General features: G+C 72.3%; 21 protein-coding genes. 8 read left to right on the forward strand and 13 right to left on the reverse strand.

Features of this window, described 5'->3' with window-relative positions; all coding sequences use genetic code 11:
- Positions 1–67 precede the first annotated feature (67 nt).
- On the reverse strand, positions 68–1,654 hold the full coding sequence (locus tag ACRX5S_RS11870; RefSeq protein WP_436772837.1) for an MFS transporter: 1,587 nt from the start codon (positions 1,652–1,654) through the stop codon (positions 68–70).
- A 51-nt stretch (positions 1,655–1,705) separates the two neighbouring features.
- On the opposite strand from ACRX5S_RS11870, the gene ACRX5S_RS11875 reads away from it, so the two are divergent.
- From ACRX5S_RS11875 to ACRX5S_RS11895, 5 genes are all read left to right on the forward strand, one after another.
- Positions 1,706–2,755: an Lrp/AsnC family transcriptional regulator gene (locus ACRX5S_RS11875; RefSeq protein WP_436772838.1), complete on the forward strand. Its 1,050-nt coding sequence runs from the start codon at positions 1,706–1,708 to the stop codon at positions 2,753–2,755.
- Positions 2,756–2,868: 113 nt separating this feature from the next.
- Positions 2,869–3,459, forward strand: coding sequence for a nuclear transport factor 2 family protein (locus ACRX5S_RS11880; RefSeq protein ID WP_436772839.1), 591 nt, complete (start codon positions 2,869–2,871; stop codon positions 3,457–3,459).
- 181 nt (positions 3,460–3,640) lie between these two features.
- Positions 3,641–4,987: a cation:proton antiporter domain-containing protein gene (locus ACRX5S_RS11885; RefSeq protein WP_436772840.1), complete on the forward strand. Its 1,347-nt coding sequence runs from the start codon at positions 3,641–3,643 to the stop codon at positions 4,985–4,987.
- Between the two features lie 156 nt (positions 4,988–5,143).
- Positions 5,144–5,767 carry a ClpP family protease gene (locus ACRX5S_RS11890; protein ID WP_436772841.1) on the forward strand — a complete coding sequence of 208 codons (624 nt, stop codon included), beginning with the start codon at positions 5,144–5,146 and terminating at the stop codon, positions 5,765–5,767.
- Positions 5,764–6,351 (forward strand): ClpP family protease, encoded by a 588-nt coding sequence (locus ACRX5S_RS11895; protein WP_436772842.1) that lies wholly within the window; start codon positions 5,764–5,766, stop codon positions 6,349–6,351. Before ACRX5S_RS11890 ends, ACRX5S_RS11895 begins: the two co-directional genes overlap by 4 nt.
- 108 nt (positions 6,352–6,459) lie before the next feature.
- Here ACRX5S_RS11895 and ACRX5S_RS11900 read toward each other — a convergent pair whose 3' ends face one another.
- The 10 genes from ACRX5S_RS11900 to ACRX5S_RS11945 all read right to left on the reverse strand — a co-directional run bounded on the left by ACRX5S_RS11900 (position 6,460) and on the right by ACRX5S_RS11945 (position 16,830).
- Positions 6,460–6,987 (reverse strand): helix-turn-helix domain-containing protein, encoded by a 528-nt coding sequence (locus ACRX5S_RS11900; protein WP_436772843.1) that lies wholly within the window; start codon positions 6,985–6,987, stop codon positions 6,460–6,462.
- 347 nt (positions 6,988–7,334) lie between these two features.
- A complete protein-coding gene (locus ACRX5S_RS11905; protein WP_436772844.1) occupies positions 7,335–7,793 on the reverse strand; it encodes a hypothetical protein in 459 nt (152 codons plus the stop codon).
- Between the two features lie 488 nt (positions 7,794–8,281).
- Positions 8,282–9,445: an NlpC/P60 family protein gene (locus ACRX5S_RS11910; protein WP_436772845.1), complete on the reverse strand. Its 1,164-nt coding sequence runs from the start codon at positions 9,443–9,445 to the stop codon at positions 8,282–8,284.
- Between the two features lie 4 nt (positions 9,446–9,449).
- Positions 9,450–9,653, reverse strand: coding sequence for a hypothetical protein (locus tag ACRX5S_RS11915; RefSeq protein ID WP_436772846.1), 204 nt, complete (start codon positions 9,651–9,653; stop codon positions 9,450–9,452).
- A gap of 61 nt (positions 9,654–9,714) precedes the next feature.
- Positions 9,715–10,620: a hypothetical protein gene (locus ACRX5S_RS11920; protein ID WP_436772847.1), complete on the reverse strand. Its 906-nt coding sequence runs from the start codon at positions 10,618–10,620 to the stop codon at positions 9,715–9,717.
- Positions 10,617–11,897: an ATP/GTP-binding protein gene (locus ACRX5S_RS11925; protein WP_436772848.1), complete on the reverse strand. Its 1,281-nt coding sequence runs from the start codon at positions 11,895–11,897 to the stop codon at positions 10,617–10,619. Before ACRX5S_RS11925 ends, ACRX5S_RS11920 begins: the two co-directional genes overlap by 4 nt.
- A gap of 257 nt (positions 11,898–12,154) precedes the next feature.
- Positions 12,155–13,660, reverse strand: a complete 1,506-nt coding sequence (locus tag ACRX5S_RS11930) for an SCO6880 family protein (RefSeq protein ID WP_436772849.1) — start codon at positions 13,658–13,660, stop codon at positions 12,155–12,157.
- Positions 13,661–13,707: 47 nt separating this feature from the next.
- Positions 13,708–15,405 (reverse strand): hypothetical protein, encoded by a 1,698-nt coding sequence (locus ACRX5S_RS11935; RefSeq protein ID WP_436772850.1) that lies wholly within the window; start codon positions 15,403–15,405, stop codon positions 13,708–13,710.
- A complete protein-coding gene (locus tag ACRX5S_RS11940) occupies positions 15,402–16,259 on the reverse strand; it encodes a hypothetical protein (protein WP_436772851.1) in 858 nt (285 codons plus the stop codon). The genes ACRX5S_RS11935 and ACRX5S_RS11940 overlap by 4 nt, the downstream gene beginning before the upstream one ends.
- 229 nt (positions 16,260–16,488) lie before the next feature.
- On the reverse strand, positions 16,489–16,830 hold the full coding sequence (locus ACRX5S_RS11945; RefSeq protein ID WP_436772852.1) for a hypothetical protein: 342 nt from the start codon (positions 16,828–16,830) through the stop codon (positions 16,489–16,491).
- Between the two features lie 327 nt (positions 16,831–17,157).
- Here ACRX5S_RS11945 and ACRX5S_RS11950 point away from each other — a divergent pair, with 327 nt between their 5' ends.
- The 3 genes from ACRX5S_RS11950 to ACRX5S_RS11960 all read left to right on the forward strand — a co-directional run bounded on the left by ACRX5S_RS11950 (position 17,158) and on the right by ACRX5S_RS11960 (position 20,535).
- A complete protein-coding gene (locus tag ACRX5S_RS11950) occupies positions 17,158–18,198 on the forward strand; it encodes an SCO6880 family protein (RefSeq protein WP_436772853.1) in 1,041 nt (346 codons plus the stop codon).
- A gap of 115 nt (positions 18,199–18,313) precedes the next feature.
- Positions 18,314–20,089 carry a type IV secretory system conjugative DNA transfer family protein gene (locus ACRX5S_RS11955; protein WP_436772854.1) on the forward strand — a complete coding sequence of 592 codons (1,776 nt, stop codon included), beginning with the start codon at positions 18,314–18,316 and terminating at the stop codon, positions 20,087–20,089.
- On the forward strand, positions 20,086–20,535 hold the full coding sequence (locus ACRX5S_RS11960; RefSeq protein ID WP_436772855.1) for a DUF4913 domain-containing protein: 450 nt from the start codon (positions 20,086–20,088) through the stop codon (positions 20,533–20,535). The genes ACRX5S_RS11955 and ACRX5S_RS11960 overlap by 4 nt, the downstream gene beginning before the upstream one ends.
- A 32-nt stretch (positions 20,536–20,567) precedes the next feature.
- Here the strand turns inward: ACRX5S_RS11960 and ACRX5S_RS11965 are convergent, their stop codons facing one another.
- Positions 20,568–21,431 carry a hypothetical protein gene (locus tag ACRX5S_RS11965; protein ID WP_436772856.1) on the reverse strand — a complete coding sequence of 288 codons (864 nt, stop codon included), beginning with the start codon at positions 21,429–21,431 and terminating at the stop codon, positions 20,568–20,570.
- Between the two features lie 55 nt (positions 21,432–21,486).
- Positions 21,487–22,122, reverse strand: coding sequence for a hypothetical protein (locus tag ACRX5S_RS11970; protein ID WP_436772857.1), 636 nt, complete (start codon positions 22,120–22,122; stop codon positions 21,487–21,489).
- Positions 22,123–22,186: the final 64 nt, after the last annotated feature.

The raw sequence follows: 22,186 nt of genomic DNA on the forward strand, positions 1-22,186 counted from the left end.
ACAGCAACAACGGTAACGCAACCCTGAGTGACTGTCCTGTCAACGCTCCGTGGCCGAAACCTTACTCTCAGCCCATCGCGGCGCCTTCGGCCTGCTCGGGGCGGGTCTCGGGGCGGGCGCGGCCGGGTACGGCGGCGGGCGGCCCGGGCCGGTTCCCGCGCACCAGCAGGATGACGAGGAGGCCCGCGGCGAGGCCGACCGCGCCGGACATGAGGACGACGGCGTCCAGGCCCGAGGCGTACGCCGAATCGGCGGCGCCCGGCGGCAGCCCGGCCTCGCCGCCGCGCTCGGTGAGGCGGGTCGCCGCGGCGTGCGCGCCGGCGACGTCCGCGTCGCGCAGGACGCCTTCGGCGCGACCCTGGAACACCACCCCGGTCACCGCGACGCCGAGGGCGAAGCCGAGCTGGCGGAACGTGTTGAGCGCGCCGCCCGCCATCCCGGCCCGCTCCGGCGGCACGGTGGTGAGGATCGCCGAGGCCAGCGCGGGTGTGCCGAGGCCGACGCCGACGCCCGCGGTGAGCAGACCGGGCAGAAGGACCGTCCAGTCGGATCCGGCGTCGATGCGGGTGAGGAGGAGGCCGCCGGCGCCGATGAACAGCAGTCCGCCGCCGATCGTCCAGCGCGCCGGGACCTCGTGCAGCAACCGCCCTGCGGCGCCCGCGACCACGAACGCGACGACGGCCAGCGGCGCGAGCATCAGTCCCGCGCGCACCGGGCTGTTGCCGAGGTGTGTCTGAAGCCACAGGGACACCTGCGGCATCCACGCGAACGCGGCGATCTGGAGGGCGAGTCCGGCGACCAGGATGCCGGTGAAGGAGCGGTCGCGCAGCAGCCGCAGGTCGAGCATCGGCGCGGCGGCGCGGCGCTCGACGACCGCGAACAGCACCACGGCGAGGGCGGCCACGGCGAAGGCGGCGCGGACCGTGCCGTCGTCCCAGCCGTGTTCGCCGGCCCGGATGAAGGCGTACGTCAGCGCCCCGGCGGCGAGCGTGAACACCGCCGCGCCCGGGACGTCGACCCGCGTCGTCCGGTCGCCGTGCGACTCGCGCAGCAGGCGCAGCGCGAGGACCAGGGCGGCGGCGCCGACCGGCAGGTTGACCAGGAAGATCGCCCGCCAGCCGACGTGTTCGGTCAGCAGCCCGCCGAGCACCGGGCCGAGGGCGGCGGAGGCACCGGCCACCGCGCCCCAGATCCCGAAGGCGACACCGCGGTCGCGGCCCTGGTACGCGTCCCCGATGAGCGCGATGGCCGTCGCCAGCATCGCCGCCCCGCCGACGCCCTGGACGACGCGCGCGGCCACCAGCGTCCCGGTGCCGGGAGCGGCGCCGCACAGCAGCGAGGCGGCGGTGAACACGACGAGGCCGACCGCGTACACGCGTTTGCGTCCCACGATGTCGGCCAGCGCGCCGACGCCGAGCAGCAGGGCGGCGAGGGCCAGGGCGTAGGCGTCGACGACCCATTGCAGGTCGGCGTAGGTGGAGTCGGTGTCGTCGGCGATGTCCGGCAGCGCGACGAGCACGACGGTGGTGTCGACGAGGAGCATGAACGCCCCGAGGCATACCGCTATGAGCGGTCCCCATTTGCGCATGGTGTGGTCCCGTTTCTGGGTGATGGGCCGGTACGCCGCCACGTTCGCTCCGCCTTGTGGGGCCATCCAGCCACCGGCGGAATTCGCCCGGAATCCGCCACGGCTAGGCTTCTGTGGATGGAAACCTCCACACCGGTGCGGTCGGCCGTGGTCCTCGACGACATCGACCGTGCCGTCATCCACGCGCTGGAGATCGACGGCCGCGCGCCGTTCGCGCGGATCGCCGGAGTCGTCGGCGTGTCCGAGCAGACCGTGGCCCGCCGCTACCGCCGCCTGCGGGGAAGCGGGGTGGCGCGCGTCGTCGGCCTCGCCAACCCGCGCCGTCTCGGCCTGACAACGTGGGTGGTGCGGATCCGCAGCACGCCGGACGCGGCGTTCGCCATTGCCGAGGCGCTGGCGAGGCGGCCCGACACGTCGTGGGTCGAACTGACCTCGGGCGGTACGGAGATCAGTTGCGTGGCGCGGCTGCGGGGCACCGCCGATGCGGACCACCTGCTGCGGCACACGCTTCCGCGTACCCCCAAGGTCGTGGACATCACCGCCCAGTGCGTGCTGCACATCGCCCACGGCGGGCCGCTGAGCTGGCGGGAGAAGGCAGCCTGGCTGACGCCCGATCAGGTCGCGGCGCTGGACCCCGGTTACGGGCTGTGGAACCTCGCGGACGACGGCGAACCGACGACGGTGGAGCCGACGGAGGCGGACGTACGGCTGTTGGCGCAACTCGGGCGCGACGGGCGCTCGGGCTACGCCGAGTTGGCGTCCGCGACCGGGCAGTCGGAGTCGTGGGCCAGGCGGCGCCTGGACGAACTGCGCCGCGAGCGGCTGCTGTTCTTCGAACTGGACGCGGATCCGGCGGCGCTCGGCCACCGCACGACCGCGGCGTTGCGGATGTCCGTGCCGCCGACGCACCTCGCCGAGGTGCTGGCGGAGCTGAGCCTGCACCCGGAGGTCGTGTTCGCCGCCGCGACGACGGGCGCGACGAACGTCATCGCGGTGGCGTGCCTGCGGGACGAGGCGGAGCTGTACCGGTACCTGACGACGCGGATCGCGGCGCTGACCCGGGTCACGTCGGTGGAGACCACCACGGTGTTCCGGCTCCTCAAGCGCGAGGGCGCGATCCTGACCGCGCCGCGCCGGCCGGGCGGGGGCGGCGGGGCGGCGGGATAGCCGGCAGGGGGCCGCGGCGGCTCGGACGGCCGCGGTCCGGCGTCCGTGCCCCTCGGATGCGACGGCGATGTGGTGTACAACGGTTCGACTGATCACGTCCGGGGAGGTTCGCGGTGGTGTTCGACCGGCAGGAAGTGGAGAGCGAGTTCGCCCGCTGGTGGTCGATCGGCAACGCCGGTGAGGACTGGGCCTCCTGGGCGCGGCTGTACACCCCTGACGCGTACTACATCGACCACTTCTGGGGCCTGCTGCACGGGCCGGACGAGATCGACCTGTGGATCCACGCGGTGATGAAGGGCGTGCCGGAGATCTACGGCGTGCTGGACTGGTACACGATCGAGAACGAGATCGTCACGTTCCATTACCGGAACCGCCGGGACAATCCGTCCGACGAGGGGCCGCCGTACTGGGACTTCGCGGGGCTCACCGTGCTCTGGTACGCGGGCGACGGGCTGTGGTCGAAGGAAGAGGACTTCTGGGACCGCACCGGCGCCCGGAACACGAGCATCGAATACGCGGCCGCGTGCGAGCGCGCCGGCCTGACCGAACCGCTCCAGCGCATGACCCGGCGCCACTGGCCCGAATCCCCTTCGTGGGCACGCCACGACGCACCGCCGTCCCCCTCCTGGCTGACCCGCGACACCGTCCCCGGCATCACCAAGCCCCGCGAACTCCGGGACCTGTTGGCCCCTTTGCGCGCCTGACGGCTTGAGCGCCCGAAACGCGTCCGTGAGTTGCCCGTCCCCTTCAAGAGCCGCATCCAAATGGCGCGATGGAAAGTACGTAAACCGCCGAAGGGGCCGGTGAATTGTCGGGGTGTCACCTGCTTGCGTCAACCTGAGCGCGCACCGAACGTAGCTCAGTCGACTTACAGGGGAACACTGCGTGAGCACCGACGAACTGGTCACGCATGTCGTCGCCGGTACCGCCGTCATCGTCGCGCTGAGCCATCTGCTCAGATCCGCGGCGCGGAAGATGCGGCAGCCTGCCGTGATCGGCCAGATCCTGGCGGGACTCGCCCTGGGGCCGAGCCTGCTGGGGCGTCTGCCGGGCGGGTTCATGGACACGCTGTTCCCCGCACAGGTGCTCCCCTACCTGTCGGTGGTCGCGCAGATCGCCCTCGTGCCCTTCCTGTTCGCCGTCGCGTGCGAGCTGGACCTGCGCGTGCTGCGGGAACGGCGGCGGGCCGTTCCGGCGGTGGCGGTGTGCGGGTTCGTGCTGCCGATGCTGCTCGGCGGTGGTGCCGCCTTCGCGATCGCGCCGCTGTACACCCCGCCCGGCGGAACCGTGGGCGGCAACGCGGGGTTCATCCTGTTCATGGCCGTCGCGATGGCCGTCACGGCCGTCCCGGTGCTGGCGAGCATCATCCGCGAGCGCGGGGTCGCGTCGACCGTCGCGGGCGTCGTGTCCATGACCGCGGCGGGCGTCATCGACGCGGTCGGCTGGCTGGTCTTGGCCGCGGCCGTTATGGCGGGCGGCAGTTCGGGGCAGGAGCACCTGTCCCTGCCCGCGACGACGGTGCTCTTCGTCGCCTACATGGCGGCGATGCTGTTCGCCGTACGCCCGGCCCTGCACCGCTGGCTGGCCCGCCCCGACGCGGTTCCCGGCGGAGACCTCCCGGTCGTCGCGGCACTCGCGATGGCCTCCGCCTGGGCCACGTCCGCGCTCGGACTGCACGTCATCTTCGGCGCGTTCGTCGCGGGGCTCATCATGCCGCGCGGCGCGAACGGCGAGCCGGACGCGACGCTCGTACGCCCGCTCCAGGACAGCGGCACGCTCCTGCTGCCCGTCTTCTTCATGGTCAGCGGACTCTCCGTGGACATCGGCGCGCTGACCGGACGCGACCTCGCGCTGCTCGGCATCTGCACCGCCGTGGCGGTCGTCGGCAAGATCGGCGGCGGCTACCTCGGCGCGCGCATCGGCGGAATGCCGTCCCGCGAAGCCGCCGTCGTCGGCGTCATGCTCAACACTCGCGGGCTGACCGAGCTGATCGCCCTCAACATCGGCCTGCAAAGCGGTCTGATCGACCAGTCCCTCTACACGGTGCTGGTCCTCGTCGCGCTGATCACCACGGTGTCCACCGGCCCGATCCTGACCCTGCTCCGCTTCCCCGGCCCCGCCACGGCAACCGCCACCGTCCCGGCGGAATCCCCGCTCCCGGCCCACACCACCCCGGATCCGGCCACCGACCCCGTCGCCGCCCCACCCGGCACCTCGGACGCCAAGGCGTAGCGCGGAACTGCACCGCGAACGGGGGCACTTGCGTACCGCCGCCAGTGTGGCGTCGCCGATGGTGCGCAGCCGGGCGGGCGGTGCGTCTGCTGTGAGCAGATCTGCCGTGGGCAGATACCGGGACCGCCCGGCTCCGGTGTCGCCCATGGTGGAGGCATGAGCGAAAACGGCAAGCCTCCGATGTTCCACGACCGCATGCGGCGTGACCTGTACGACCAGCGCGTCCTGGTCCTGGACGGCCCGCTGGACGACGACAACGGCACGCTGCTGACCACCCAGTTGATCACCCTCGCAACCGCCGACCCGACCGCCGACATCGCCCTGTGGATCCACTCCCCCGGCGGCTCGGTGCCGTCCATGCTGGCGATCCGCGACGTCATGCGGGTGATCCCGTGCGACGTGTCGACGCTGGCCCTCGGAATCGCGTACAGCGCGGGGCAGTTCCTGCTCTCCGCCGGCACCCGGGGCAAGCGCCGCGCGATGCCGCACGCGCGCGTCCTCATGCACCAGGGGTCGGCCGGCATCGCCGGGACCGCCGTCGACATCGAGTTGCAGGCCAACGACCTGCGCCACACCCGCGACACGGTGCTCGGGCTGATCGCCCAGGACACCGGGCAGCCGGTCGAACAGGTCTTCGAGGACTCGCTGCACGACCGCTGGTACACGGCGCAGGAAGCGCTCGACTACGGCTTCATCGACACCATCGTCGACGCCTTCGACACCATCGCCCCCGGCGCCAAGTCCGCGTCGGGCACCGGATTCCAGGGAGGCCCGCGATGAGCACCTACACGATCCCGAACGTCATCGCCAAGAACTCGCGCGGCGAACGCATCATGGACGTCTACTCGCACCTCCTCGCCGAGCGGGTGATCTACCTGGGCACCGGCATCGACGCGGGCGTCGCCAACGCCCTGGTGGCCCAGATGCTGTTCCTGGAGGCCGACAACCACGAGCAGGACATCCAGCTCTACATCAACTGCGAGGGCGGCGACCCCAGTGCGATGCTCGCGGTCTACGACACCATGCGGTACGTCCGCTCCGACATCGCCACGACGTGCGTCGGGCAGGCCGTCGGCATCGGCGCGGTCCTCCTCGCCGCCGGGGCCGAGGGCAAGCGCGCCGCTCTGCCGCACGCGCGCGTCGTCCTGCACCAGCCTGCGGCACAGGGGCGCGGCGCGATCCCCGACCTGATCCTCCAAGCCGACGAGGTGGTGCGGGTGCGGGCGGACATCGAGCGCATCCTGTCCCGGCACACCGGGCAGAGCACCGCGGCGCTCCGCGCCGACACGGACCACGACCGGGTCTTCACCGCCGCCGGGGCCAAGGAGTACGGCCTTGTCGACCAGGTCATCGCGGAGCGGTGAGCCGCGGGTCGGGAGTCTGCCGGACGGCGCACCCGCGTGACGGCACACTCGCGCGGGTCACCGCCCGGGAACACCGGTCGGCGCCGCGCGCGATGTGGCGGCGGTGGGTCAGACGGCCAGGGCGTACGCCGCCTGGCAGGTGGGCGCCCGGCGTACCGCGGACGCGCGGACGGCCGGCGCGGCACTCCGCAGCCGCTCGCTCACCGCGAGGGTCAGGTCGACCAGCGTCACGTCGAGGGCCCCCGCGAGCGCGGCGATCATCTCGCTCGACGGCTCCTTGATGCCACGCTCCACCTCGGAGAGGTACTGAGGGGACACCCCGGCACGGCCCGCGGTCTCCACAAGGGTCTCCCCGCGCTCATGGCGCAGCGCCCGGAACCGGTCGCCGAGAACATGGCGCCACAACGGCTCCCCCTCCGGCGCGCCCGCCCGCCGCGGGGCGGATCTGCCCGGCGCGGTCTCGTCACCGTCCCGCCGGTCGGCGCCGGGCCGGTCGACCACAGGCCGAACGACGCCGGGCCCGTCGGGGCCCGGCCGGTCGACAGCGGCTCGGTCGGCGGTGAACCGGTCGGCGATCCCCGGCTCAACGGTCGTCGGTTCGGCGGTGGACGGGAACAGCGGAACAGTCTCGGCCATACCCCACTGTAAGCAGCCCACCGCCGCCGCCCGGGGCTTGTACGCCCCCAGCGGAATCCCTCACATCAAACCGAATGGTTCATCTTCGGGGCGAGTTGGGGTTCCAAGGGAGGTCCTGGCCTGGGTGCTGTCGGTGGCACTGTGCTCGCTTGCGAGGTGGGGGCGAGGGTCCGGGACGCACGTCGGGTATCGGGGTGTCCGAGTATCGGGGTGTCCGGTTGTCCGGGTATCGGGGCGTCGAGGTGTCGGGTGTCGGGTGTCGGTCCGATGGTCCGCGGGCCGAGGAAGCGGAGGGTGACGCGCGTCGGTCGTTGCTGCCGGGGGCGGTCTGCCCCGCGGCGCCTCGCCTACATACGCACCTGGAGGAACGTCACCGACCACGGTGCTCCGTCCGCGCGGGCCAGCGCGACCATCACGGTGTGCGTACGCGGAACGCCGACCCACCCGTCGCGCCCCGTCGGCGTGACGGTGACCTGGAGCGTGTGCACGGACGTCGCCGTGGTGTCCGGCGGTCTGCCCATCTCGTCGGCAAGTTCCGCCGTCACCGCCAGGTACGCCCGGTGACCCGCCCACTCGCGCCACTCGGCCCCCGGCCCCGCGACCGGCGCGTCGCGGCGCAGCTGGGCCGCCAACTCCGGTGCCAGATAAGGCCCGGCACGCAGCGAGGCCTCGCGTTCGCTCGCATCCGTGGTGGTGTCCGAGGCCCACATCGTGACCACCGCCGCCCGCGCGGTGGACGCGGCGTCCGAACGGTCGACCGTGCCCACGTCGGGCACACCGGGCGGCGCCGAAACGGCGCTGCGCACCGGCAACGGCTGCGCGGGGGCGGTCAACCCGGGCGACGGCACCGCGGGCGGCGCGGATGTCGCTCCGCGACCGGGGTCGCCCGGCACCGTGGTCGGACCGCCGCTGCCCGACCCCCCTGCCGGGGGAAACGGCGGCACGCTCCCGGTCACCGCTCCCGGCACAGGGAACTCTTCTGCGGCAAAGGCCGATTCACCGTTCGACGGAGCCGACGCGGGCGTGGACGCCCCCGCCGAACACGCGCAGAGGCCGATCGCCGATACGACCACGGCGACGAGCGCGGCGCCCGCCCTACCGCCGCCGGTCCCGACCAGGCTCCGGTCGCTGTTCCGGTCCCAACTCTGCGACCCGCGCCTGGGCCGACGCTCGGCCCCCTTCCCGTTCCCGGCCGCATTCTCGGCCGCACGCCTGGCCTCGCTGTCGGCCCGGCACTTGACCTTGTTCTCGGCGGCGCTCTCGGCCCCGCCCCCGACCCCACCCTCCACGCCCCTCATTTCGGCGGCGTGTAGTCGGTGACGGTGTACCGGCGGATCATCCAGTCCTTGTTGTCGTAGATGGACGCCTGGGCGATCCGGACGTGCAGCGGATCCTGCGGGGCCTCGATGATCTGGTTGTTGCCGATGTAGATCGCAATGTGGCTGTACACGCTCGTCCCCCTGTCCCGGTAGGCGATCACGTCGCCGGCCCGCATGTCGTTGCGCGCCACCGGCGCCCCGTACTGCGCCTGGGCGTTCGCGGGCGGGCTCATGATCAGCCGTTTGCCCTCGGGCAGATGCTTGGTCGCCTGGTAGAACACGTACTGCACGAGGCCGGAGCAGTCGAAGCCCGTCTCCCCCGCCGCGTTCGGAGTCGCCCGCGAGCCCTTGTCCGGGCCGTTGATGCTGCCCCCGCCCCAGACGTACGGAAGCTTGAGCTGCGCGTGCGCGATCCGCAGCACGTTGCCCACGAAGTCCCCCGCGGCCACCTGGTCGGGAACCGGCGCGGGCAGCGGGGCGCTGTACTTCTCCATCAGCCGCAGGATCTTGGCCACGTACTTCTGCGTCTCGGGGTACGGCGGTATCCCCCGGTGCACGCGGACGCCGCACGGCCCGGCGTTGTACGCCGCGAGTACCAAGTCCAGGACCTCGCCGCGCACTTCACCGGCGACGGGCGGCATCATCAGCCGGCCCTGGGCCTCGCTCCAGCACCGCAGCCGCCACGTGCCGCTCTGCATCTGCTTGATCTCGGCGGCGAGTTGGCAGTCGTAGCGGCCCTGGGCCATGATCGCGTCGGCCGGGTCGAAGGGGCTCACCCCGTTGCCGTTCTCGTCGCGGCCGAACGTGGCCCACGTCCCCGGCATGAACTGGCTGATCCCCTGCGCGCCCGCGCTGCTCACCGCTTTCGGGTCCCACGCCGACTCGGCCTCGATCTGGGCGGCTATCACCGCGGGCGGGATCTCCGCGCACATGGAGCCCGCCTTCTCGACCCAGGACCGGTGCGCGACCGGGACCACGTCCACCGCCAGCGCGCCCGAACGCCCGGTGCTGACACTGCGTTCCGCCTCCGCCTCCCGGAACGCCTCGGCCGCTTCCGGAATCCACGTGCACGACCCGAGGAAGAACGCGACGACGGTGAGCACGCCGAGGAAGGGCCCCGCCATGAGCATCGCCCGCATGGCGTCAGCCGTCGCCGAGTGACTTCTCCCTGCCCAGCGCGGCACCCTGGGACGGTGCCCGGGCCGGGGCACTGACGAGCGCGGCGATGGGACGGCGAATCTCGGAGGCGACCTTGGCGCCGACATCTCCCGCCGAGGTGACCAGTTGCGTCAGCCCTGCCACCGCCACGGTGACCATGGGCGCGGTGCCTTCGTGGATGCCGGACATCAGGGGGTCTCCTTCGGGTCAACGGGCAGTGCCGCCACACGTGTTCGAGGCAAGGAGCAATTCAGGTGAACAGGAAGAACTGGGCCAACGCCGTGGACGAGCCCGCGAGCACCGAGGCCGTCAGCACGATGAAGGCGCCCTGGGCGGTCTCGCCGATCCCCCGGGACCAGGCGAGCGCGAGGCGTCCGGCGGAGATGACGATGCCCACCACGCTGGCGCTGAGCGCGATCCACGTCCCGATGGACAGCAGTTCGCCCAGGGGTTTGGTGACGCCCTCGGGCGCGCTGAAGTCGGTGCGGTGGTAAGTGTTGGAGTCCACCCGCGGCTTGACCCGGTACGCACCGCTCAGCACCGGGTTGTCGGTGTCGCACTGCGCGATGACCGCACCGTCCTGGGCATCGTTGTACGGCGGGACGTTCTGCGGGTCCGAGCGGGCCAGGTCCTCGATCAGCCTCCGCCACTGCGTGCACACCCCCTGCGCCCGCTCGGTCCGCAGGCCGTGCAGGTTGAGACACTGCCGCCGCTCCAGGCCGTTGCCGCCGCGGAAGGTGTCGCAGGGCTCGTCGCGGAGCTTCCCGAAGTCGACGCTGCCGTCCGGTGAACCGTTACGGGCCGCCCAGCGGCCGAGGCTCATGTCGTCGTCCTTGTCGTTGACCCAGTCGCTCTCCCGGATGGTCGGGCGGAATCCGCCGCCCTGCTTGCCGTTGCGGCAGTACCAGAGGAACCGGCTGCCCGCGGTGTCCTCGGGCACGTAGAACGAGTCGTCGCGACCGGCGCACTCGTGCATGTCGTCGTCGGCCGGCAGCAGTGCGGGGCGGACGGTGGAGGCCGCGTACCCCGTCGCCGCGTACCCCGGAGCCGCATGCCCCGATGCCGCGTGCCCCGTCGCCGCATGGGCGGCCGCGGGCCACGCCACCGGCGCCGCGGCGAGCACGCCGACCGCCAGCGCAGCCCCGGCACGCCTCACTTGGCCCACCGCCGGTTCGTGTCGTTGATGGCGAGTTCGGCCTGCGTGAGGGTGACCGCGACCGGGATGCCCGGGCGGCCGCCGACCTTGACCATGAACTTGCCGAGCCCGGGAGGCGCGGCCTTGCGCCCGGTTCCGGCGTCCCACGACGGCGGGGTCGCCCAGTCGACGATCATGCGCTGCTCGGCGTCCGTCATCCCGACGACGTCGGTCAACTGCGGCATCTCGGCGCGGGGCAGGCCGCCGCAGATGACCATTCCGGCACGCTCGACGAAGCCCTTCGCCTTCATGCGGTCCTCCTCGGCGCTGAGCGCGACGAGGTCGGACATGGTGTGCGTGATCATGGCCATGCCCACGCCGCGCTGCCGGTTGAGGCGGGTGAGGGCGTCGACGCGGTCGACCAGGCCGCGGCCCGCGCGGAGCACGCGCCACAGCTCGTCCAGGATCACGAAGTAGTTCCGCTGCGGTTCGAGCCCGGCGTCGGCCAGCGACTGCGCCACCGAAATGGCGCCGAAGCCGTACGTCCAGCAGGCCAGCAGCGCCGCGGCCTGCAATTGCATCTCGCTGTCGTCGATGCTGCTGATGTCGAAACAGACCGGCCGGTCGCGGCGCATCGGCTCGGTGGTGGGCTTCGAGAACATCGTGCCCATGCGCCCGCCACCGACCAGCCCGACGAGCGAGGCCTCCAACTCCTCGGTGATCGCCTGGTACCGCGTCAGGTCGTCGCGGTCCAGGGCCGCGGCCCGGACCTCCGGCGGCGCGGACCGGATGACCGCGAGCAGGTCCGCCAACACCGGTACGCTGTCGTGCCGTTCGTCCAGCACCCGCAGCGCGGTGTTGAGGATCGTCTCCTCGCGGTCGCTCGGCGCGTGGCCGCGCAGCACGGTGATGAGGGACGCCACGGCGTTGAGCCGCCGCCCGTGCGCCTCGGCCAGCAGCACCTGGCGGGCGGACGCGGGCAACCGCGGTGCCGCGTCGACGACTTCGCCCGGGTCGAGGATGTTGAGGTAGCCGCGGCCGTGTCCGAGCGTGATGACCTGGCCGCCGAGTGCGTGGATCAGGTCGACGTAGTCGGGCTTGAGGTCGCCGAACACCAGCGGCTGCACGCCGTACCCGGACAGGCCCAGCGCCTGCCGCCGGACGAACGTCGACTTACCCAACCCCGGTTTGCCGAGCACGAATTCGCTCGGATTGAGGATGAGGTTGGCGCGCTGGAACCAACTGATCGGATCACAGCACAGCGTGGCGGCGCTGGTGAGCGTGTGGCCGATCGGCACGCCGGTGATGGGGGTTCCCGAGCCCGCTCCGAACGGCCAGAGCCCGCAAGCCTGTACGGTCGTCGCACGCCACTCGGGGGCGGCCTCCACGTAGGCCGCGGAGCCGTGCCCCCAGCCCTCCCGCCCGCGCGCCGGGGGGACGGGCAGGTCACCCGGCGTCCCGTCGGCGACCGCGCCTCCGGCCGCCGCGTCACGCTTGCGGCCGCTCCTACGCCAACCCCGTCTCGCGCGCCCCGTCGGCGTCGCTTCGAAGGCGGTCACATCGCCTCCCTGAGCTTCTGCGGTACGTGCAGGTGTGCCGGCAGCACCAGGCCGAGCGGCAGGGTCGCGGCGAACGCGGTGGCCTGCGCGCCGAGGACGCGGCGCATCAGGATCCGCGACGACGCCGCGAGACTGTCCACCGTCGACGCGGCCAGCTTCATCGCCTCGGCGGAGTCGACGGTCGCGGTGACGAACAATCCGAAGCGCACCACCCCGGCGCCGGTGGCCTCCTCGTGGGCGGCCTGCTCGGCGGCGCGTACCGCCACCGAGTCGCGGGCGTTGGGGATCTTGGCCTGCTTGGCTTTGAACATCGCGTCCTTGCGGTCGCGTTCGACCAGCTGCGCGGCGGTGCCGGGGTCGTGCGGCCGGTAGACCAGCGTGACGCGCTTGCGCAGGATGTCGGCGTGCGGCAGGACGAGGCGCAGCAGGACCGAGGAGAACACGCCGCCGCGCGGCGCCTCGGACATCGCCCAGGTCACCGACCAGCCGCTGTCGTGCCGGTAGTGGTCCCACGCCTCGACCGCGCTCATCGGGCCGGTCTCCGACCAGGGGATCTCCTCACCCTCTCCCTGGCAGCGCTCCAGGGTGGCCGCGGCGCGCGGGTCGTACGCGACGCGTACCGCCTCCGCGAGTTCGCGCGCCGTCATCGGCTGCGCCGGGCCCGCTCCGGTCATCTGGAGCGCGTCGCACAGGCCCGGGAGCCGGGACGCGATCCCCGCGGCCACCTCCTCGACGCCCATGCGGGCGCCGGTGATGCGGGAGACTCCGGAGTAGGTGAGCGCCACCCACGTCGACAGCCGGGCCGAGCCTTTCGGGTACGAGCGCACCACCTCGCGCAGGACCTCGGTGGCCACGGTCGGGGCGTCGGCGGCCAGGTTGTCGACCACCTCGCGGCGCAGCCGTTCCCCGGAGTCCGGGGCCGCCTCGATGGTGACGGACGCGCCGACCAGGCCCGGTTCGTGGCCGAGTTGGCCGAGCCACTGGCCCCAGTATCCGACCCAGGTGTCGATCTGGTCGCCGTCCACCAGCGAGGCGCCGTCGGCCTCGCAGGACAGCACCACCGTGTGGTGCCCGACCGCGGGGAAGGTGATGAGGGCGAACGGGCGGCCGTGCGCGTCGGTGGAGGAGTACACCGTCGAGGCGGCCATCACGCCGGGCAACTCGCAGGCTCCGTACGGGATGTCGCTGAGCGGTCCGGACCGGAACAGATGCCGGCCGGAGAACTTCCCGCGGATCCACGCCACCCGCGCGGTGATGCGCTGGAGGCCGTTCCTGCCGTGCTTGTCGCGGAAGACCAGGGGCAGCAGGGCGATTCCGAAGAGCACGGCGACGCCGACCGCGAGCACCATCGAGACGAACATGACGACGACGAACACCAGCATCCCGGTGAACAGCAGCAGGGTGCCGGCCGCGCCGATGCCGCCGATGCCGGGCGACAGCGGTTTGCGCCAGTTGCCGTAGGTCCGCGGTCCCAGGGGTTCCGCAGTGGGGGTGGTGTCCATGACGGGTGCCTCGCCTTGCCGGGTAGGGTCCGTGCCGCCGTGCCGGGCTAGCGGCGGATGATCTTGCCGACGACCTTGGTGGCGCCGCCCACGGCCTTGGCCCCGGTCACGAGCATGCCGCCGGCCAGTGCGGCGTTGGCGCCGTCGGACCCGGCCGCCGGGCTCACGATGGGCGTGACGATCCGGAGCAGCGCGGGGAGCAGGATGGTGATGAGCATCAGCACGAACACCCCGCGGAACTGCATCTCGGTGGTGAGCGGGTCGTTCGTCTGCGGCGCCCACATGCGCGCGCCCGCGACGAAGACCAGCACGGTCGCGGGCTTGAGCAGGATGAACGCGGCGAGGTAGGAGAGGTGGCCGCGCATCCAACTGCGGCCGGCCTCGGTGTTGGTGGCTGCGGTGGCCAGCGGGAGCGTGCCGGTCAGCACGATGACCATGAAGAAGGCCACGGTCATGTAGAAGTAGTTCATCAGGCTGCTGGCGATCAGGCAGACGGCGACGATCAGGAAGACGAAGAAGTTCAGGTTGGAGTCGGAGATGGCGCCGGTGAGCGTGGCCAGCGCCTCCTTCGTGGCCTTGCTGGTGTTCTCCGGGGTGATCTCCTGCGGGTTGCTCGGGTCCAGGCCCCGGATCAGCACCCAGGACGAGAAGTAACTCGACGCCCGGACAAGGGCGTTGACCACCATCACGGACAGTCCGGAGACGATGATCAGGGTCGCGATGCTGCGCAGCACGTCGCGGGCGGGGACGGCGTCACGGGTCAGTGCCATCCGTACCGCCGCGATGATGATCGAGACGATCACCAGGAAGTACGTGATGACGTTGGTGTGCCGTACCAGGAAGTCGACGTTCTGTTCCAGCTTGTAGCCGGTGTCGTTGTTGATGACGGGGTCCGGTGAGTTGACCCACCAGGTGGACACCGTGGCGGAAGCCGCCCCGAGGTTGACCTTCGTCCAGCCGATGGGGTCGTCGAGGAACTTGATCGACGGGTCGTACCCGGCGGTGGTGACCGGCCGCGAGTCTCCGCGGTCGCAGGCGCCGGCGGCCACCGTGCCGCAGGCGCTGGGCTGCTCGGGGGTCCGTTCGCCGTACTTGAAGTGGTCGTGGAAAGCCTTCGTGGCGGCCCGGCACTTCTCCAGCAGGCTTGTCGGTCCGCCGCCGGTCAGGCGGTCCTCGGGGCACAGCGACTTGGTGCGGTCCTCGGGCTTGTTGGGGTCGACGCGCGGGTCGACGCAGGAGATCTTGCGCTGGGTGCGCGGTTTCAGGAATTCACAGGGGCTGCTGGCGTCCGCGTTCTCGTTGTTTTCTCCCCAGAAGGATTCCGGGCCGTAGCCGTCGCTTTTCGGGGCGACGGCGCGTTTCTCCGTCTTGCCGTGGCAGTCGTCGCCGCACCGGCCGGTCCAGTTCTCCTGCTCGACGACCAGGTCCTTGTACTCCTCGGTGCCCGAGGTGAAGTTGAACCAAGGCGGTCCGCCGGAGATGTTGTCGGGCTGCCACCATCCGTTGATGCGCTCGTTCTTCTCGTTGCGCAGCACCACCGAAGTCGACCAGTTCTGCTGCGGGCACACGTAATACCATTTGGACCCGCTGATGTTCATCGGGATGTAGATGCACGAGTCCTCGTATTTGAGGTCGGAGGGCCCGGTCTCCTCCGCGGCGGCCTGCGGGACCGAGCCCGGCAGCAGCCCGATGAGGAGGCCGAGCAGCACGAGGACGAGCAGCGCCGGACGGCGCGCCCGGCTCATGCGTCACCCCATTCGACGTAGCCCTCGGTGCCGGCGACGGTCTGTTCCATGAAGGCGTCCGAGCCGTCGTCCCGCATGTGCAGTTTCCAGTCCCCCTCGGACCAGTCCACGGTGTGGACGCTGGCCCACAGTTCTCCGTTCGACATGCGGAACAACAGAGCGACCGCGGCGGATTGCGGGGAGTAGCTGACGAACCGGAAGCCGGCCAGCCGGGCCAGACGGTCCCCGGCAGGCGGGACGGCCGCGACGCCGGTCGGGCCCTCTTGCTGTTCGCGCAGGCGGAGGTACGCGTCCCGCCCCGGCCCGGGGACCATCTGCCGTTCGGCGAGGCTGCGCCAGTCGGGAGCGACCGGGTGGCGCATCACGATGTTGGCGGCGGCCAGCAGCGCGCCGGTCGGGGTCGGGGCGAAGCAGCGGGCGACGCTGCCGACGCGCTCTGCCGGGCCCGCCATGCCCGACAGCGGCACCATGAGGCCGCGGTAGTCGGTCCATTCGATGTGCGAGGGCACCTTGCCGGGTTGCGCGGTGGGGCTGTCCGGGAACGGCGCGCACGTCCCGTCGCCCACGGGTGCGGGCCGCGGGGGTGGCACCGTCACGCCGGGGGCGACCGGGTTGGGCGGCGCCTGCGGCGTGTCGTCCACCGACGCGCCCGGGACGGGTCCGCCGCTGCCGCCGGGGTCGGCCGCGGCGGCGCGCGGCGTGGTGGTGCCGACGTCCACGATCACCAGCACCGCGATGACCAGCACGACGACCAGCACGAGCGCCGCCCCGACGAAGCCCGGCCGGCCGAGCGCGCCGCGCTCGGCGCGCCACGCGCCTTCCGCGGACCGCTCGCCTCGCCTGCGACCGAACAAGGGGGTCTCCGTCTTCCGAGAGGGATGGTGCCTGGACGGGTGTTCCCGGCCCGCGGCCGGGAGGGACGCGCCTGGGCGCGCCGGAGGCGCCCCGTGCGGGCGCGCGGGAACGGCCCCGGCTGCACCGCGAAGTCGCCTGAGTGCCCGGGGAGTTCAGTTCCGGGAGTCGATCCGGGTCGATCCGGGGGGTCGATCCGAGAGTTCGTTCGGAGGGCGGTAAGGACCGCCGTCAGGGCCCGGCGACGATGCCCACGATCGCCGAGGCGGACCCGACGATCACGCACGCGACCATGGGCATGAGCAGGCCGGGGATGTGCACCTCGCCGCCGGTCTTGTGGGCGTACGCCATGCGCCCCGCCGTCGCGAGAAGTCCCGCCACGCACAGGCCGAGCACGATCCACGACCCGAACGCGAGAATTTTCGAGAACCCCCCGGTGACGCTTTCGGGAATGTGCGCGCCCTTGGGTTCCAGAATCGTTTTCGAGTTGTCCGGCGGGGGCGAAGGCGGCGGATTCATGGGGGCGGCGAACGACGTGTCCACCGTGATCCAGAGTTTCAATAGCGCGTCCATATGACCCACCTTGCGCGAAGTATCGGCCCTGCTCGTGCGTCATTGCGGTCCGGTCGCTGACCCGTCCAGTGTAGGAACGCCCCGAGCAGGCTTGATTGGATAAACACGCCACAATTCCCGGGTGTGCCACGGCATTTGCCCGCACTGTCTTGACGAACTCCGCCGCGGGCCCGGATGGTGGGCGCACGGCGCCCCCGCAACTTCCCTGCCGGGGCCGGTGATTCCCAATCTGCCCGAACGGCGGCCCGGCCGCCCCGAGTGCACCGCCGGGTGTGTTCGGGAGCCGGCGGGGCCGTCCGCGAGAACGATCGGCGGAGACCTGCTGCGATGACGAACCGTGTCAAGGCCCCGGGTGCGGCGCACACCGTCCCCGCACGCGACGCCCCCCGCCGCGCGCGGAGCGTCGACGTCGCACCGATGGGCGCGGTCCGGCTGCCGGGGCTGGCCTTCGCGCACCGGCTCGCCGCCGCCCGGGACGCCTACGGGAGGCCGTACGCGCTGCTCGCCGCCGCCCCGGGCACCCACACCGCCGTCCTGACCGCGGACCACGCCGCGTCGCTCGCTTCCGGAGCCGCGGTGTCCGAGTGGGCGGAGAACTGGTCGGAGGTCATCGCCTCGCTCGGCGACCACCCGCGGCCGGTGGCCGCCACGGTCGCGGTCCGGGTAGACCCCTCCGGCATGCGCGGCCACATCGGTCTGACCTGGCGCACCGCTCCCGAGGGACGCCGGTCCAAGTGGCGCCTCGGCGGCGCGGCGGCCGTCGAGGCGGCGGTCATCGTCGGCGGGGCCCTGCCGAAGGTCTGCTCCATGCTGGAGTCCGCCCTGGAGACGGCCGTCGTCCCTCTGACAACGCAGGCGCTGAGCGGACTCGTGCGCAGCGCCTACGACCCGAGCGTCGCGCGCATGGTCGACGCGATGCCCGGGTCCGCGGCGGAGGGGCCCAAGTGGGCCCAGGCCGCTCCGCGTTCGTCCGCGGACGCCTGGGACCACCTGGTGCACGACGGCTGCGCGTCGGTCTCGTGGGTGATGTCCGGCGCGCCCGAACACGAGCCGCTGACCGGCCTGGTCGGCGACGGGCTGCCGGGCGCGACCACGACGCGGCTCGCGCTGACGCACCGCCGGCCCACCGGCGGCGCCTCGGCACGCGGCGCAGCTCGGGGCCCGCGCCCGACGATGGTGCTGACCGCGACGTACCCGACCGTCCGGCAGGCCCGCGAAGCGGTGCTGGACCACCTGTCCCTGGGCACCCAGGTGCGGCTGCGGCGCGCGTACGGCTGCCAGGCGGCGGCGTTCGCGGCGGCTCTGCCGCTCGGAGTGCCGGTGCCGGGCGGGCTGCGGCCCCCGCAGACCCCGCGGCACGTTCCGTGAGGCACCCCGCAGCGCCTGTGCCGCCTTTGTCTGTGCCGCCTCTGCCTGTGCTGCCTTTGTCCATGCCGCCTCTCTCTGTGCCGCCTCTGTGTTCCGGCTTCGGAAGGATCCTGCGATGAGCGCCACGACCCGTCGCCGCGGGCCGTATCCGTTCAGCGAACTCCACGTGCTCATGGGCCTCGTGGTCGTCGCGTTCCTCGGCTGCGGAGTGGTCTGGCTGGGCGCATACCTGGCAACCCCCGAGGGGGCTCCCAAGCCCCCGACGTCGCCGGTGACGATGCTGTGGCACCTGCGCAGCGGCCGCTACACCTGGCCCGGGGCCAAGGCCACCTGGTACGCCTGCGTGCTCGGCGGCGCGTTCCTCGCCGCCGCGGTGCTGGTCCTCCTCTCCGTCCTGGCCCGCAGGCGGCGGCGCGTCAAGATCGACCGAGCGATCCCGTACCTGGCCACGCCGCGGGACCTGGCGGCCACGAGCACGCGCGGCGTGCGCGAGACCGCGGGGAAGATCGGCTACGGGCACGTGGGCACCCCGGGAGTCGCGGTGGGCCGCCTGGTGCGCGGCGGCCAGATGCTGTGGGGGTCCTGGGAGGACATGCACGTCGACATCTGGGGGCCGCGCACCGGGAAGACGTCGGCGCGGGCCATCCCGAACATCGTGTCGGCGCCGGGCGCGGTCGTGGTGACGTCGAACAAGCGCGACGTCGTCGACGCCACGCGGAACTCGCGGGCGCGGCGCGGGCGGGTGTGGGTGTTCGACCCGCAGAACCAGGCCAACGAACCGCCGTCCTGGTACTGGGACCCGTTGGAGTACGTGAACGGCAAGATCACCCTCGCGGTGAAGACCGCGAGCCGCATCGCGTCCATCAACCGCGCCGAACACGTGCGCAGCGACGCGTACTTCGAGCCGGCGGCGGAGGAACTGCTGGCCAACCTGCTGCTCGCCGCGTCTCTTGACGGACGGGTGATCACCGCCGTCTACACCTGGCTCACCCGGCCCGCCGACGACGCTCCGGTGCGCATCCTGCGCGCGCACGGGCACACGCTCTCGGCGGACTCGGTCCTGGCGATCGTGAGTTCGCCCGAGCGCCAGCGCGCGGGTGTGTACGGCACCGCGGCCCAGATGGCCTCATTCCTCACCGCGCCGAGCATGACCGAGTGGGTGACGCCGGGCAGCGATCCCAGCCGACCCCGGTTCCGCTACAAGGAGTTCGTGCGGGACGCGACCGACAGCCTGTATCTGCTGTCGGAGGAGACGAACAAGATGGCGGCGCCGCTGATCACCGTCTTCACCGCGGCGCTGGCCGAGGAGGCGGAGAACCAGGGAACCGCCGGGCCCGGCGGCCGGCTGCCGACACCGATGCTCTTCGTCCTCGACGAGGCCGCCAACGTGTGCCCGTGGAAGGCGCTTCCGGACAAGTACTCGCACTTCGGCTCGCGCGGAATCGTCATGATGACCATCCTCCAGTCTTGGGCCCAGGGAGTGTCCGCGTGGGGTGAGACGGGCATGGCGAAACTCTGGGGCGCGGCCAACGTGCGGGTGTACGGCGGCGGCGTGCTCGACACCAAGTTCCTGTCCGATCTGTCGTCGGCCTCAGGGGTGTTCGAGCCGCACACGGTCGGCGTCAGCTACTCCACGAGTGATCTGTGGAAGCGCAACATCAGCACCGGCTCCCGCTCGGAACCGGTGCTGGACGTCCCGGACCTCGCCTCGCTGCCACGCGGAAGGGCGTTCGTCCAGGTCAGCGGCAGCCCGCCCGCGCTGGTGCGGACAGTGCCGTGGTGGGACGGCGAACACGCCACGGAGATCCGCGAATCCCTCCGGGAGCACGGCCCGGCGCCGTATCCGGAGATCCCTGCGGAGACCGTCCCCGGAAAGGCGGGTGCCGCATGATCGTCGTCACCGAACCGGCCGACGCGGAACCGACGTTCGACTCGCTGGAGGCGTTCGTACGCGATTACCTCGCGCAGGTCCTGCGCAGGCGGCTCAACCGCGCGACGGCCGTCTGGTGCCCCGAGTGGTGGAAGCATCCGGAGGCGATCGCGCGACTGTCGGTGCTGTGGCGCGCCTTCGAACACATGCGGGGCGACCCGGCGGTGGGGCTGTCGCGTTGGTGGCTCGACCACGCCGACCCGCACATGCGGCAGTTGATGGATCCGACGTACGGGCCGTTCGCGGCCTGCGACGCGGAGGACGGCCACGCCGAATTCCCGCCCGGCCCGCTGCCGTTGCGTCCCGCGCCGCCGGAAGTCGCGGACCATCCCATGCTGAACGTCCTGCGCGCGGAGGAGATCCCCGCGCCGAGGCTGGTCACGGTCGACCCGCCGCCTCCGGAGTAGCAAGGCCCCCGGGCGTTGTTCATCGGCGAGCGCTACAGCAGTTGTGTGCGGGCGTCGTCCAGACGGGCGCGGGCGGCGTCGGCACGGGGAGTGTCGACGATGCCCAACGCCAGGTAGGCCGCCAGGAGTTCGTTGCCGAGGTCGAATACCTGCTCGGAGTCGCCGACGTGGGTCCAGGTGTAATGCGCGCACTCGGTGAGACCGAGCGCCCAGTCGTCCGCGGTGGGGCGCAGCCGCAGCCAGGCGAGTGCGGCGTCCGTGTAGAGGCGCGTGGCGCGTACGGCATCGCCCTCCAGAAACGCGAGGTAGGCACGGATTTCGCCCAGGGCGACCGCCGCCTCGGCGTCGGCGTCCGGTTGGAGTTCCGCAAGGAGACGGAGCGCGGCGGGCTGGTCGCCGGACTCCGCGAGGCCGCGCACCCGGTCGAGGACGCGCGCTTGGTGCGGGGAGGGGCGGGGCAGGGACGGGTCGGTGTCGGTCGCGGAGGCGTGCGCGACGGCCCGGACCGGCGGTGTGCGGGTCCGCGACGTGAACTGCTTTTCTGGTTCCGGTGGTTCTGGGGTTGCGGCAGGTGCGCTCGGAGGCGCGACGGCAGTCCTCCGCCGCCGCAGGAGGCCGCGCCGCTCGGAGGCCGGCGGCACGGGTGGCCCCACCTCGGTGACCGTCCCGGCGGCGTCGACGACAAGCGGGAAGAGCGTCCCGTCGGCTTCGTGGGCATCGACGCGGACCGGGCGGCCCAGGCTGTCCGCGGTGTGGGCCGCCTGCTGTAGCGCCGCATCGCGCGCGTCCTCGCCGCGCTCGGGGACGACGGGTCGGCCGTCGACCTCCGCGCGCCCGTCGGAGGTCATCCGGATGAGCACGACGGGCCAGTCGGGTACGGCGGATTCGTCGATCATGAGGGTGCTCCCGTCACGGGCGGGGGTGGGCGGCGGAGTCGGCGGGTCCGCCCGGTCACGGCGTGCGGCAGACCGGGTCGGCGCGCATCGGGGTGACGCCGGTCGGACCGCGCACGAGGGCGGCGACGACGACGCACCCGTCACGTGTCATCGGCGGCGTCGCGAAGACGGCCGACGTCTCACCCACGGGCGCCAAACGGTGTTCCAGCACCGCCCCGTCTCGGCTCTGCGCGACCACCATGAAGCCCGCCACCTCGCCGATGCGCTCCGGCGGCTGCCACGTGACCTGGACCTTGTTCTCGAAGCCGCCCAGCGTCAGCGCCCGGGGCACGTAGGCGGACGCGGGTCCCGGCGGCGCGGCGGCGGGCGCCTGCGGAGCACTCGGCGGTGGACCGTCCGGGCGTTCCGCCGTCTTGCCCCGCCCTCCGCCGAGCACAAGGGCCGCCGCCACGACGGCCGCCAGGGCCGCGGCTCCGCCGAGGATCCACAGGATGCGGCGGCCGCCGGAGGTGTATGCGGGCGGCTCCTCGGCCCCGTCGAAGGCCCAGGCGAAGGGGCGTTCGGGTTCCGCGAATGCCGGTTGCCCTTCCTCGGCCTCAGGCTGCTCCGGCGCCTTCGGCGGCAGCGGGACGTCCGCCCGTCTGCCGTCGGACCACCACAGGGGGATGCGAAGGGACACTGCTGCCGGCACGGCGCCGAAGTGGGCTGGCGGCAGGGGTGGTTCAGGGTCGAGTGAGGACGGGTCGGAGGGGAGC

Source organism: Yinghuangia sp. YIM S09857 (genome assembly GCF_051388915.1).
Lineage (GTDB): Bacteria > Actinomycetota > Actinomycetes > Streptomycetales > Streptomycetaceae > Yinghuangia.

Excerpts from the sequence above, each read along its gene's own strand:
- ACRX5S_RS11890 (WP_436772841.1), top strand. The coding sequence starts at position 5,144 with ATGAGCGAAAACGGCAAGCCTCCGATGTTCCACGACCGCATGCGGCGT.
- ACRX5S_RS11935 (WP_436772850.1), bottom strand. The coding sequence starts at position 15,405 with ATGAGCCGGGCGCGCCGTCCGGCGCTGCTCGTCCTCGTGCTGCTCGGC.
- ACRX5S_RS11930 (WP_436772849.1), bottom strand. The coding sequence starts at position 13,660 with ATGGACACCACCCCCACTGCGGAACCCCTGGGACCGCGGACCTACGGC.
- ACRX5S_RS11895 (WP_436772842.1), top strand. The coding sequence starts at position 5,764 with ATGAGCACCTACACGATCCCGAACGTCATCGCCAAGAACTCGCGCGGC.
- ACRX5S_RS11900 (WP_436772843.1), bottom strand. The coding sequence starts at position 6,987 with ATGGCCGAGACTGTTCCGCTGTTCCCGTCCACCGCCGAACCGACGACC.
- ACRX5S_RS11945 (WP_436772852.1), bottom strand. The coding sequence starts at position 16,830 with ATGGACGCGCTATTGAAACTCTGGATCACGGTGGACACGTCGTTCGCC.
- ACRX5S_RS11915 (WP_436772846.1), bottom strand. The coding sequence starts at position 9,653 with ATGTCCGGCATCCACGAAGGCACCGCGCCCATGGTCACCGTGGCGGTG.
- ACRX5S_RS11965 (WP_436772856.1), bottom strand. The coding sequence starts at position 21,431 with ATGATCGACGAATCCGCCGTACCCGACTGGCCCGTCGTGCTCATCCGG.
- ACRX5S_RS11955 (WP_436772854.1), top strand. The coding sequence starts at position 18,314 with ATGAGCGCCACGACCCGTCGCCGCGGGCCGTATCCGTTCAGCGAACTC.
- ACRX5S_RS11960 (WP_436772855.1), top strand. The coding sequence starts at position 20,086 with ATGATCGTCGTCACCGAACCGGCCGACGCGGAACCGACGTTCGACTCG.
- ACRX5S_RS11875 (WP_436772838.1), top strand. The coding sequence starts at position 1,706 with ATGGAAACCTCCACACCGGTGCGGTCGGCCGTGGTCCTCGACGACATC.
- ACRX5S_RS11950 (WP_436772853.1), top strand. The coding sequence starts at position 17,158 with ATGACGAACCGTGTCAAGGCCCCGGGTGCGGCGCACACCGTCCCCGCA.
- ACRX5S_RS11870 (WP_436772837.1), bottom strand. The coding sequence starts at position 1,654 with ATGGCCCCACAAGGCGGAGCGAACGTGGCGGCGTACCGGCCCATCACC.
- ACRX5S_RS11910 (WP_436772845.1), bottom strand. The coding sequence starts at position 9,445 with ATGCGGGCGATGCTCATGGCGGGGCCCTTCCTCGGCGTGCTCACCGTC.